Genomic DNA, 11610 nt, shown 5'->3' with positions numbered 1-11610 from the left:
ATTGCAAGTCTAGTCGATTGACCCGCATCCGAAGCATCGATATCTGAATCTTTATGGTGCTACGATTTTTGGCTGCATAGCTCCCGCCGTTCGTTTTCATAGGCATCGGATGGTGCTTGTTGGTGGGGCGGTTGCGATCGGCGGCCGTGAGTAGAACTGTTGAAGAAGGGGCCGGGCTAGGCTTCGAATTGGGCGAAGGTGACCTTTGGGGGGCACACACATGACAATGAAGACGATGGGCACGGCGTGCAGCGCCGCTGCAATCTTTGCGCTTGGCTTTGGCGCGACCGCCGCGCTGGCGGACGAGAAGGACGGCCTTCCAGAGGCCTCCATCGCAACCAGCCTGAACGGCGGACCCGATGCCAGCGCTCGCGCCGCGCTCGCAGAAAGAGGCATCACCTACGGCATCAACTACATCGGCGAGACATTCTCCAGCTCGGGCGGCGCGAAGGACGGTTCGACCTATCAGGGACGCCTCGAACTCCTCGTCGACGCAGACCTCGAAAAGCTTTGGGGCCTCAAGGGATTGACCTTCCACGCCAATGGCTACCAGCTCCATGGGCGCGGTCTCGGCGGCCATCTCGGCGAGCCGATCATGGCGATCAGTTCCATCGAAGCCGATCCGAGCACGTACCTTTTCGAACTCTACCTCGAACAGAAGTTCGGCGAGCGCGTTTCGATCCGCGCCGGTCAGCTCGCAGTCGACAGCGAGTTCTTCACCAGCGAAACCGGCGGCAACTTCATCAACTCGACTTTCGGCTGGGCGGGCATCTGGGCGGCGGACGTCGGATATGCGAACGCCTATCCGCTGGCCACGCCGGGTGCCCGCGTCAAGGTCGACCTCACCGATAATCTGACCTTCCTCGCGGCGATCTACAACGGTAGCCCGACTAATCCCGCTGGCGACACCAACGAGAATGGTACGGCGTTCCGTACGAATGACGATCCGTTCCTGATCCAGGAACTGCAATACAAGTACAATCAGCCCGCCAAGGCGGAAGGCGGCCTGAAGGACGGCGGTTACAAGGGCTACAAGGACTTCGCTCCTGCTCCGTCCGGCATAACGAGCCTGCCCGGCACGATCAAGCTCGGTTCGTGGCAGCACACCGAGGACAAGAGCTTCTTCGAGGTTTACAAGACGGGTCTGTTCGACTCGAACTACGGCTTCTACGCCTCGATCGACCAGCAGATCTACGCGCTGCCTGACGACCCGAAGAAGGGCATCAACGTGTTTGCCCGCGTCGCCGGCACGCCCTCGGATCGTAACGCGGTGGACTTCTACTTCGACGGCGGCGTTGTCTTCTCCGGCTTCATCCCGAGCCGTCCGGACGACAGCTTCGGGGCTGGCTTCGCCTATGCGAGCGTGTCTGACGACGCGATCAAGTATAGCGATGATTTTGCGAATTCGAAGTACGAGTCTGTCGTCGAACTTTTCTACAAGGCGCAGATCGTGCCCGGCCTGACCATCCAGCCTGACCTCCAGTACATGTGGAACGTCGGTGGTATCGAAAAGGGCGGCGATGACGCGATCTACGGTGGCGTGCGCGTCTCCGTCGCTTACTAAAACCCAGGCGCATACGTTCGGTTCGGTGACGGCATGTCTTGAACCCCGTATGCGCCCAAGACTGCCAGTAACGCATTGGTTCCCATGCAGCTTTGACGTTTGCATCCGATTTCGCCGCCGCCAGCGCGCGGGATCGGATGCAAATTTTCCTGCACTTGTGTCCTCAACTCGGTTAGAACTTTCTTCTAATTGCCGCACCCAAATGGCAAGCGCCGAGAATGGATTTGCTGCGCGGGCTTTCCGCGCAGCTTTCCTCCGTTGAGGATACTGGAAAGCCATGACGACTTACGGAAAAGGTACGCTCTGTATTCAGGCGGGGTATGCGCCCAAGGTGGGCGAGCCTCGCATCGCTCCCATCGTGCAGAGCACGACCTACAAATATGACGACATCGCGCAGGTGAATCGCGTGATGACGCTTCAGGAGTTCGGCTACAAATACAGCCGCACCGGCAATCCGACCGTGACCGCCTTCGAGGAGAAGGTGCGCATTCTTGAAGGCGGCGCCGCCGCCGTCGCGACGGCATCGGGCCAGGCCGCAAACGTGCTTGCCCTGACCAATATCCTGAAGGAAGGCGATCACGCGGTTTCGTCGACGGCGCTTTATGGCGGCTCGTTCTCGCTCTTCAACAATACGCTGAAGAAATACGGCATCGAGACCTCGTTCTTCGAGCCGGAGCAATCCGAGGAAGAAATCGCGGCGCTGTTTCGCCCGAACACCAAGGTTCTGTTCGGCGAAACCATCGGCAATCCCGGCCTGAACATCCTCGATTTCGACAAGCTCGCAAGCCTCGCGCGTCGCTTCGACGTGCCTTTCATCGTGGACAACACCCTCGCCACGCCTGTGCTCTGTAATCCGTTCCTGCACGGGGCGAACATCGTCACGCACTCCGCCAGCAAGTATATCGACGGTCACGCGACCAGCATCGGCGGCATCGTGATCGACGGCGGCAATTACGACTGGACGAACGGCAAGTTCCCCGACATCACAGAGCCGGACCCGACTTATTACGGCGCGCGGTATATCGAGAAGTTTCCGAAATCGCCGTATCTCGCGAAGGCCCGCGCACAGTTCCTGCGAGACTTCGGCGCGTGCCTTGGTCCGCAAAACGCATTCCTGTTCTCGCTCGGGCTTGAGACGCTGCACCTTCGCATGCGCGCGCACAGCGAGAACGCGCTGGCGCTTGCGACGTTCCTGAAAGATCATCCGCGCGTGACGTTCGTCGATTATCCCGGCTTGAATCCGGTCGGACGTGAGCGCATCGCAAAATATTTTCTGAAAGACGCCGGCAGCGGCGTGATCACCTTCGGCCTTTCCGGCGGCATCGAAGCCATCGACCGTTTCGTCAAAAAGCTGAAGGTGGCGGCGCTCGTCGTGCATGTCGGCGACGCGCGCACCTCCGTGCTGCATCCGGCTTCAAGCACACACGCCCAGCTCACGGAAGAACAGCAACGCGCGTCCGGCATTACGCCCGACATGATCCGCGTGTCCGTCGGCATCGAGGACACGAAAGATATCGTCGAGGATTTTGAACAGGCGCTTCAGTAGCGGCCGCAGCGGAGAGTTTCCATGCCCCTGACATCCGAAACCGATGCGCGCGCCGGTCATCCGACGATTGAGGTCGACGCGGCGCGCTATCTCGGCCTGGCGGGCAAGCCCGAACGCGTCGCCAGCCGGCTTGCCATCACCTATACCGACCGCAGCTTCGTACCGCTGCCCGACGAGCTTGCCGCCGACTGGGTGGCAAGCGTCGCCGTGCCCGCGTTCAAGCTGATCCGCCAGCGCCAGGGCGTGCAACAGGCGTTCGCGTCCATCGGCACGGGCGTTGGTCTCGACGCGCTCGCCGCTATCGAAACGCTCGGCGCGACGCGGATCGGCATCACCGACGTGCATGAGGAAGTGGTGTCGTCGGCCCTGACCAACATCACCCGCAATCTGCGCGATCCGTTCGGCGTCGCGTTCGACGCGGGCGCGGGCGATCTGCTGTCGCCGCTTCGTCCGGTGTCGCCGCGCTACGATCTCATTTACGAGAACCTGCCGAACATTCAGATCGACGACGCGGAGCGCATCGCGGCCGAGCGCACGAGTTCCGGCCATTTCTCGCCGCGAGCGGAGCCGGTGCCGGACATTCTGCAAAAGAACTTCCTCGCTCTCCATTATCTGGCCTTGCAACAGGCGCCGGATTTCCTGAAGCCGGGGGGAGCTGTGCTGTCGATGCTCGGCGGGCGCGTGCCGTTGTCGCTGTTTCAGGAGATGGCGACGCTCGCGGGGCTCAAGTCCGAAATCTACACCTACGGCTGGAAGATTCAGGCGATGCCGGAGGAGATCATTCGCGGGCATGCAGAGCGCCAGCGCGATGGCTATGGACCGTTCCATTTCTACCTTGCGGCACGCCTCGCCGATGCGTTCGACGGCGTCGGTCTCGAGAGTTCCGGCGCTCGGGCGCTCGAAATCGAAGACAGCATCGCTTCCGATCGGCTCGCGCCTGCTGACGCTTACGAGGCATGGAAGCGCGGCGAGGCGATCGGGCACACCTTCGCGGCGCTGCGCTCGTGGGTCGGATGACGTCATGACCGATGCTGTTGCACCAAAGACGCTCCAGGGCGTCCTCGCCGCCATCGAGCTGTTGCGCTCGCATTACGCGCGGCTTCGCCAGACCCATGCTGGCGAGGTCGCGGACGAGCTTTCAACCGTTCTTGCGCTTCTCGACGAGGTGGACTTTGCAAGGCCCGACCTCGACCATCTGAAGCCGAGCGGCCACGGCGTGACGCGCTCGCTCTCCGGCCACCTCGCCTCGCGGAACGGGACGGTCGCGGATGTGCTGGCGGCGTTCCGCCCGCTGTTCCCCGCCCTTCCGTGGCGCTACAGTTACGAGCCGCGCGCCGATCTGCCCGGGCTTGAAAACAGCATGGCGTGGGCTGAACTGGTCGGGCCAATCGCGCCGTTCGGAAGCAGAAACGTGTGCCTCGGCATCACTGCCATCGGGCCGCGCGTCCGTTATCCGGAACACCGCCACCCGGCCGTCGAAACCTATTACGTGCTGAGCGGCACGGCGCGATGGACGGCGGCGGGCGTGACGCAGGAGCGCGTGCCCGGCTCCTTCATCGTTCATCCGTCCAACATCGTGCATGTGATGGAAACCGCGGACGAGCCGCTCATTGCCGCTTACACGTGGAGCGGCGACGTGGAAACGCTCTCCACCTTCGCCGACGCCTGACCGCCTCTGCGCGCCGCATCCGAGCAAGCCAGCCGAAAAAAATGGCCGGGGACATCCCGGCCACTTGCCTGCATTCGGTGGCGACTGCGTCAGCCGTGCGCCTTCTCGAACAGTTCCTCGACGTATTCCCAGTTGATGAGGTTGTCGACGAACGCTTCGAGATATTTCGGCCGCGCGTTGCGATAGTCGATGTAGTAGGAGTGCTCCCACACATCCACGCCCAGCAGCGGCACGCCGCCATGGACGAGCGGATTTTCGCCGTTCGGCGTCTTCGTGACTTCGAGCTTGCCGTCCTTGAGGGTCAGCCATGCCCAGCCGGAGCCGAACTGTGTCTTGCCCGCCTCGATGAACGCCTCGCGGAACTTGTCGTAGCCGCCGAGATCGCTGTCGATCTTCGCGGCGAGCTTGCCGGGCAGCGACTTGCCGCCGCCGTTCGGCTTCAGCCATTTCCAGAAATGCAGGTGGTTGTAGTGCTGGCCGGCGTTGTTGAACAGCGGCTGATTCTTGCCATAGGCCGCCTTGACGATGTCCTCAAGGCTCTTGTCTTCGAGGCCGGACCCCTTGAGCAGCGTGTTGCCGGTGTCAACGTAAGCCTGATGATGCTTGTCGTGGTGGAATTGCAGCGTCTCCGCCGACATGTAGGGCTGCAAGGCGTCGTAGGCGTAGGGGAGGGGAGGAAGTTCGAATGCCACGGGCATCTCCTTTTTCTAACCAGCTTTTGATCTTGCTCAAAAACTAGGTTCGCAAGAGAAGGTTCACAAGCGCCAGCGGACGAGCTTCAGGTAAAAAGAAAGAGAGGTATGCAGCCCCTGAACTGCATACCTCCCGAAGTGGGCCGAGGAAAGGTTCGTGATGGTTAACCGTCAGGGATCGGATAACCGCGACATTGCACTTTTCCACCTGAACGGCGCATGAATGCCTCGTTCAGTAAACGACCTGTTAGCCATGGTCGAGAGGGCGCAGACGATCCGGTGCCGGGCGGCGGGGAGCGTGCGGAGAGACGCGTCTGGCAGCGTTTGCATGCCGCGCGCTGGTCGCCGCAATCGCGGTCCGCGCCCTTTGGCATGAGCGGCCAGCGGGCGCTTAGCGAGCGGAGCGGGAGTATTCTAGTAGCAGACCGGCTGGCTGTAACAGCGTTGCTCGGGCGCGGGGCAGATCATGTCGCCGAACCGGTTCTGGAAGCAAGGCGGCACGAACTCCCGGCAGGTAACGGGACCGGGACGGCAGGCGGGACCGTAATAGCCGTAATACCACGGCGGCGGCGGTGGGCCCGCCGTCGCGATGCCCATGCCGATAATGCCGGCGGCGAGGCCAGTTGCAAAGGCAGCACCCGGTCCCGGCCCGCGTTCCCAGGCGGAGACTGGCGTCACGGCAGTAGTGGCGAGCAGGCCCGAAATAAGAAGAGCCGCAAACCCCACTCTCGGGTCACGAATTGCCCTTGGCCAATGGCTCATATCGATCGGTCCCAACAGCGTTTCGCAAAGCATAATTTGGAAACGCTTTCATGCATTTTCGCGCGATTTCCGAAGGCCGTTTCTGCGATGCCCGGAAAATGCTCTCGCTTCGCGCGCATCATCAAACACACATCACCGGCGGTAGCCTCGAAGCGAGGCGCAGCTGGGATCATGCTACCGGGCGAAGCTTGAGCGAGCCTTGCTTGTGGCGGGCTTCGGGGCGTCGTTCAGATCAGCGCAAGCTCCGCAAGCGCGGCGCGCATCTCGGGCGGCATCGCGCCTTCTTCGGCGGTGGATCCCGCGATCAGATCGCGCGGAGCTTCGTTGGCGGGAAGATAGCGCCAGCCTTGAAACGCGCGACGCGGCAACGGTTCCGTCGGCACCAGTTGCGGGCCGAGTTCCAGGCCGCAGCGCATGATGCCGTCTGCGCCCCGCATCTCGTGAAGGGCGACGATGCGCTGGCGGACGCGGACAAAGCCCCCCATCACCCAATAGAGCGATGAACCATCGCCGAAACCTTCGCGGCGCGGCGTTTGCCGTGTCGTATGGATGAGCGCGTGACCCGCAGCAAGGCGCTGCTTCTGCCAGTCGGCGAGCGCTTCGATGCTGTCGCAGCCGACGCAGAGTTTCAGGATGTGGACGGTTGGCGCGGATGGAGCGGACATGCGCGGCTCGATGCCATGCAATCGCGGCGCGCGCAAGCCGCGCGCTCGGCAAAAAGAACGCCGCCGCGATGTCTCGCGGCGGCGCGGGGAGGGTGATGCGGGGAAGCTTACGCAAGCCCCTCGAACAGCGCCGTGGACAGATAGCGCTCGGCGAAACTCGGCACGATGATGACGATATTCTTGCCCGCATTTTCAGGCCGCGAGCCAACCTCGATCGCCGCCGCAATGGCCGCGCCCGAGGAAATGCCGACCGGGATGCCTTCGAGCCGCGCCACATGACGCGCCGTCTCCAGCGCTGTCTGGCTGTTGACCTTCACGACCTCGTCGATCACCTCACGATCGAGCACGCCCGGCACGAAGCCCGGCCCGATGCCCTGGATCTTGTGCGGGCCCGGGTTGCCGCCCGAAAGCACCGGCGATTCCTCCGGTTCGACCGCGATAACCTTGAGGCTCGGCTTACGCGGTTTCAACACCTGACCGACGCCCGTGATGGTGCCACCCGTGCCAACGCCCGAAATGATGATGTCGACCTTGTGTTCGGTGTCGTTCCAGATTTCCTCGGCAGTCGTCCGGCGATGGATTTCCGGGTTGGCCGGGTTCTCGAACTGCTGCGGGATGACCGCGCCCGGATATTCGGCGAGAAGTTCGTTGGCTTTCGCGACCGCTCCCTTCATGCCCTGCGCGCCAGGCGTGAGAACGAGTTCCGCGCCGAGCAGAGCCACGATCTTGCGGCGTTCGATGGACATCGTTTCCGGCATGACGAGAATGAGCTTATAGCCGCGCGCGGCGGCGACGAAGGCGAGCGCGATGCCGGTGTTGCCGGAGGTCGGCTCGATCAGGGTGCTCTTGCCCGGCTCGATCTTGCCCTGCTTCTCAAGCGAGTCGATGAGCGACACGCCGATGCGGTCTTTCACGCTGGAAATGGGATTGAAGAATTCGAGCTTCGCAAGGAGGTTCGCCTTGACGCCCTTTTCCTTGGCCAGCTTGTCGAGGCGGACGATGGGCGTGTCGCCGATGGTCTCGGTGATGGAGTTGTAGACGCGCCCCCGTCCTGGTGCGTGATTTTTCTCAGCCATGACACTCTCCCGGTTTCGATTTGACGCCGCCATGCGCGCGCGCCGGACTCCGACAAGACATACAAACCATAACGCTCAACCGCGCGCATTCGCCTGATGCCGAGCCTTACGCATTCGTGAACGCTCAAGCGAATACTTACGCCTCCGACGGATTTTCGCCAGATGAACATGGCTGCACTGATGAAAAAGGAATTACCCCTGTGCAGAGCAGGCGGATTCCCATTTTTTTTGTTGCAAAGGGACCGAATAAGGAAATACGAGTTGCGCGAATGGCGCACTTTTTAGAAAGTGGTGCTCCGGCATCTCGCAAACTGCCGCTTCGGGGGAAAACCGCCGCGATGCGGTGAACGCCGCGCGGCCCTTTCGCGCCAATGCCGTCAATTGCCCCGTGGCCAGCGACCCAACGCATGCGGAGCACAAATCATTGCCGCGCGAGGATCGTGTCCACGGCCAGCTTCGCGCCGCTCGCGCCGTAGTTGACGCCGCGCGTTTCCCCTGACATCCGCGCATTGCAGTAGCTGGAAGCCACATCCGGCTCGCCGTGGCGCAGCAGGAGGGCCGCTTGCAGGGCCAGCGCCATGCGCTCGGCGACGTGGCGCGCGTCTGCCTCCGCGACTCCATCCCCGAGCAGCCGATGCAGCGCATCGAAGGCCGCGTCGTAGGCCGCATGACGGCCTCGCGCCGCGGCAAGCTCGGCCAGCAGGGCGTCGAGCGCAACCGGCTCCTTCTGAAGCGTCCTCAGAATGTCGAGTGCGATGACGTTGCCCGATCCCTCCCAAATCGCGTTCACCGGCGCCTCGCGATAGTAACGCGCCGTGGCCGCCTCCTCGATATAGCCGCCGCCGCCGAGACACTCCATGCATTCGGCCACGAAGGGCGCGGAGCGTTTGGCGATGTAGAACTTGCCGAGCGCCACGCCAAGCCGCGCAAAGCCGCGTTCCTCCGGCGTGGTGCCGTCATAGGCGCGGGCGATCCGCATGGCGAACAAGGCCGCGGCCTCATAGTCGAGCGCGAGGTCCGCGAGGACCGCGCGCATCACGGGCTGATCGATCAGCGTCTTCTGAAATGCCCGCCTGTGGCGCACATGATGCGCGGCTTCGGCGAGCGCGCGCCGCATGATGCCGAGCGATCCCGCCGTTGTGTCGAGCCGCGTATGGTGCACCATGTCCATGATGGTGGCGACGCCGCGCCCATCCTCGCCGATCATCCAGGCGAATGTGTCCTTGTATTCGAATTCGGCCGACGCGTTCGACCTGTTGCCGAGCTTCTCCTTCAGCCGCATCAGGTTCATGGGATTGCGCGCGCCGTCCGGCTTGATGCGTGGAGCGAGAAAGCAGGATAGCCCGCGATCCGTCCAGGCGAGCGTGAGGAACGCGTCGGACATCGGCGCGGAGCAAAACCATTTGTGCCCGGTCAGCAGATATTCCCCGCCGGGACCACCCGCGCCCATGGGCACCGCGCGCGTGCTGTTCGAGCGCACATCCGAGCCGCCCTGCTTCTCGGTCATGAACATGCCGATGGTGACGCCGCGCTTTTCGGCGATGGGGCGCAGCGGCGCATCGTAGAGGCCGTCGACGATCTTCGGCAGCCAATCCGCCGCCACATCCGGCTGTTTCCGAAGGGCGGCCACGCTGGCATATGTCATGCTCATGGGGCACATCGTGCCCGCCTCCGCCTGGCTTCCGATGGCAAGAGCCGCCGCGTGGGCGACATGCGCGCCGGGCCGCTTCTCGCGCCAGCCGATGGAATGGATGCGGTGCTCCATCGCGAGCGCCATGCATCGGTGATAGGCGGGATGGAAACGCACTTCGTCGATGCGGCCCCCGAACCGGTTGAAGGTGCGAAGCTCCGGCGGAAAGCGGTTCGCATCCTCTCCAGCCTGCAACGCTTCGTCGGTCCCCGCCGCCGCGCCGAGCGCCGATAGTGGCCCGTCCACCCACTCGCCGGCTTGAAGCCGCACGGCTTCCTTCAGCGCGATATCCGTCTCGTAGAGGTTCACGCCCCCGAAGGGCGGCGGCATATTCGTGACCTCGTGCGTTTCAAGCCGGGTTCGCGGTTCGTAATCGGCCATGCGTTCCTCCGCTGACATTTTTATCAGATTGAACGCCAGAGGTTGCTTTTCGGCAAGCAGCGCGTGCGCGCGGATACAGACTGCGACATTTAGGATTGCGTTAACCCTTTTGCGCCCCTAAGACGGAACGGTCGGCCTAACCCGTCCGGAGCGCTACCATGAGACGCTTCTTCACCTGGGAATATCTAGCCGTCTTCATTCCGGCTCTGGCGCTGGCGGTGGGCGCCGTGTGGTTCACGTTGCGCTACGTCAAGCCCGCGCCGCCCGACTCGTTCGTGCTGGCGGCCGCGAGCAAGGGCAGCCCCTATAACGAACTCGCGCTCCGTCTCAAGCAGGAAATCGAGAAGAAAGGCGTCAAGCTCGAACTGCGCGAGACGCAGGGATCTCTCGAAAATCTGCGGCTGCTCAACGATGGGGCAAGCGACGTTCAGGCCGGCATCGTGCAGGGCGGCCTCACGAACCACATCGAATCGCCGACACTTTTCTCCATGGGGCGGCTTATCACAGAACCCGTGTGGATCTTCTATCGCGGCGACGCCACGCTTACGCACATCACGGACCTCAAGGGCAAGCGCATCCTGACCGGCCCCAAAGGCAGCGGCACGGAGGTTCTCGCGAAGCGGCTTCTCGACGCGAACGGCATTACACCCGACAATTCGACGCTGATCGCCTCGCAGCTTCCGGACTATGTCGAAACCTTTGTGAAAGGCGACGCGGATGCAGGCTTTCTGGTGCTCGGCCCCGAAGCGAGGACGGTGGAACGTCTGCTGCATCAGGACGGCACCAAGCTGATGAGCATGGCGCAGGCGGATGCGCTCATCCAGCGCTACCCTTACCTGACGCAAGTTACGATGCGCAGGGGCGTCATCGATTTCGCGCAGAACATTCCGCCGGTCGACACCGTGCTCGTCTCGACGAAGGCGATGCTGCTCGTGAGCGACGATCTGCATCCGGCGCTGCTCGCGATCCTCGCTCAAGCCGTGCTGAAGGTGCAGAGCCAGCCCACGCTCAAGCCGTCGGGCGAATCGAAGCTCTTCGCGCTCGGGCCGGAAAGCCTCACCGACGATCCCGAATTCCCGATGATCGACGACGCCACGCGCGTCTACAAGAACGGCCCGACCTTCTTCCAGCGCATCCTGCCGTTCTGGCTCGCCACGCTTATCGATCGCGCGGCGATCCTGATCCTGCCGATGATCGGCGTGGTGATCCCGCTCGCCCGCATCGTGCCGCTTCTCTACAACTGGCGGATGAGACAGCGCATCTTGCACTGGTATCGCGAGTTGAAGCGGATCGAGAAGAACCTCACGCACAAGAAGGCGTCCGCGGAGTTCATCTCCCAGAAGGAACGCGACCTCGACCGCGTCGAAGAGGCGGTCTGGCGCATTTCGGTGCCCACCCACCTTTCGGCGGACCTTTACACGCTGCGCGACAATGTGGAGTTCGTCCGCCGCCGCATCGTGTCTCTGCGCGAAGGAGCGTCAAGGAGCGTGCCGGCAGCGCCCGCCGTCGCGAACGAGGCGGCGCATTCCCCCGCGGAGCCCGCGCTTGAAACCGGGGCGTAAATG

General features: G+C 62.9%; 10 protein-coding genes. 5 read left to right on the top strand and 5 right to left on the bottom strand.

Annotation, left to right across the window (positions count from 1 at the left end; translation table 11 throughout):
* The first annotated feature begins 220 nt into the window (after positions 1-220).
* The 4 genes from QM659_RS13250 to QM659_RS13235 all read left to right on the top strand — a co-directional run bounded on the left by QM659_RS13250 (position 221) and on the right by QM659_RS13235 (position 4779).
* Complete coding sequence (locus QM659_RS13250) at positions 221-1564, top strand: carbohydrate porin (RefSeq protein WP_415188759.1); 1344 nt, start codon at positions 221-223, stop codon at positions 1562-1564.
* A 277-nt stretch (positions 1565-1841) separates the two neighbouring features.
* Positions 1842-3110, top strand: coding sequence for an O-acetylhomoserine aminocarboxypropyltransferase/cysteine synthase family protein (locus QM659_RS13245; RefSeq protein WP_415188758.1), 1269 nt, complete (start codon positions 1842-1844; stop codon positions 3108-3110).
* A 21-nt stretch (positions 3111-3131) separates the two neighbouring features.
* Positions 3132-4127, top strand: coding sequence for a hypothetical protein (locus tag QM659_RS13240; RefSeq protein WP_415188757.1), 996 nt, complete (start codon positions 3132-3134; stop codon positions 4125-4127).
* Positions 4128-4131: 4 nt separating this feature from the next.
* Entirely contained in the window at positions 4132-4779 is a 648-nt protein-coding gene (locus tag QM659_RS13235; RefSeq protein ID WP_415188756.1) for a dimethylsulfonioproprionate lyase family protein, read from the top strand.
* Positions 4780-4868: 89 nt separating this feature from the next.
* Here the strand turns inward: QM659_RS13235 and QM659_RS13230 are convergent, their stop codons facing one another.
* The 5 genes from QM659_RS13230 to QM659_RS13210 form a co-directional block, all read right to left on the bottom strand.
* Positions 4869-5471 (bottom strand): superoxide dismutase, encoded by a 603-nt coding sequence (locus QM659_RS13230; protein ID WP_127076939.1) that lies wholly within the window; start codon positions 5469-5471, stop codon positions 4869-4871.
* A 414-nt stretch (positions 5472-5885) separates the two neighbouring features.
* A complete protein-coding gene (locus tag QM659_RS13225) occupies positions 5886-6233 on the bottom strand; it encodes a hypothetical protein (protein ID WP_415188755.1) in 348 nt (115 codons plus the stop codon).
* Between the two features lie 227 nt (positions 6234-6460).
* On the bottom strand, positions 6461-6898 hold the full coding sequence (locus tag QM659_RS13220) for a DUF1489 family protein (protein ID WP_127076937.1): 438 nt from the start codon (positions 6896-6898) through the stop codon (positions 6461-6463).
* Between the two features lie 107 nt (positions 6899-7005).
* Positions 7006-7974, bottom strand: coding sequence for a cysteine synthase A (gene cysK / locus QM659_RS13215; protein WP_415188754.1), 969 nt, complete (start codon positions 7972-7974; stop codon positions 7006-7008).
* 421 nt (positions 7975-8395) lie between these two features.
* Positions 8396-10045, bottom strand: a complete 1650-nt coding sequence (locus tag QM659_RS13210; RefSeq protein ID WP_415188753.1) for an acyl-CoA dehydrogenase family protein — start codon at positions 10043-10045, stop codon at positions 8396-8398.
* Positions 10046-10203: 158 nt separating this feature from the next.
* On the opposite strand from QM659_RS13210, the gene QM659_RS13205 reads away from it, so the two are divergent.
* Positions 10204-11607 carry a TAXI family TRAP transporter solute-binding subunit gene (locus tag QM659_RS13205; RefSeq protein ID WP_415188752.1) on the top strand — a complete coding sequence of 468 codons (1404 nt, stop codon included), beginning with the start codon at positions 10204-10206 and terminating at the stop codon, positions 11605-11607.
* Positions 11608-11610: the final 3 nt, after the last annotated feature.

This window comes from Rhodomicrobium sp. (assembly GCF_047605405.1).
Classification (GTDB): domain Bacteria; phylum Pseudomonadota; class Alphaproteobacteria; order Rhizobiales; family Rhodomicrobiaceae; genus Rhodomicrobium; species Rhodomicrobium lacus.
The sequence above is the reverse complement of the archived record's forward strand: the minus strand, read 5'-3'. Positions and strand labels throughout refer to the sequence as shown.

Coding starts and splice junctions, on each gene's coding strand:
- QM659_RS13250 (WP_415188759.1), top strand. CDS start 221: ATGACAATGAAGACGATGGGCACGGCGTGCAGCGCCGCTGCAATCTTT.
- QM659_RS13245 (WP_415188758.1), top strand. CDS start 1,842: ATGACGACTTACGGAAAAGGTACGCTCTGTATTCAGGCGGGGTATGCG.
- QM659_RS13240 (WP_415188757.1), top strand. CDS start 3,132: ATGCCCCTGACATCCGAAACCGATGCGCGCGCCGGTCATCCGACGATT.
- QM659_RS13235 (WP_415188756.1), top strand. CDS start 4,132: ATGACCGATGCTGTTGCACCAAAGACGCTCCAGGGCGTCCTCGCCGCC.
- QM659_RS13225 (WP_415188755.1), bottom strand. CDS start 6,233: ATGAGCCATTGGCCAAGGGCAATTCGTGACCCGAGAGTGGGGTTTGCG.
- QM659_RS13220 (WP_127076937.1), bottom strand. CDS start 6,898: ATGTCCGCTCCATCCGCGCCAACCGTCCACATCCTGAAACTCTGCGTC.
- cysK (WP_415188754.1), bottom strand. CDS start 7,974: ATGGCTGAGAAAAATCACGCACCAGGACGGGGGCGCGTCTACAACTCC.
- QM659_RS13210 (WP_415188753.1), bottom strand. CDS start 10,045: ATGGCCGATTACGAACCGCGAACCCGGCTTGAAACGCACGAGGTCACG.
- QM659_RS13205 (WP_415188752.1), top strand. CDS start 10,204: ATGAGACGCTTCTTCACCTGGGAATATCTAGCCGTCTTCATTCCGGCT.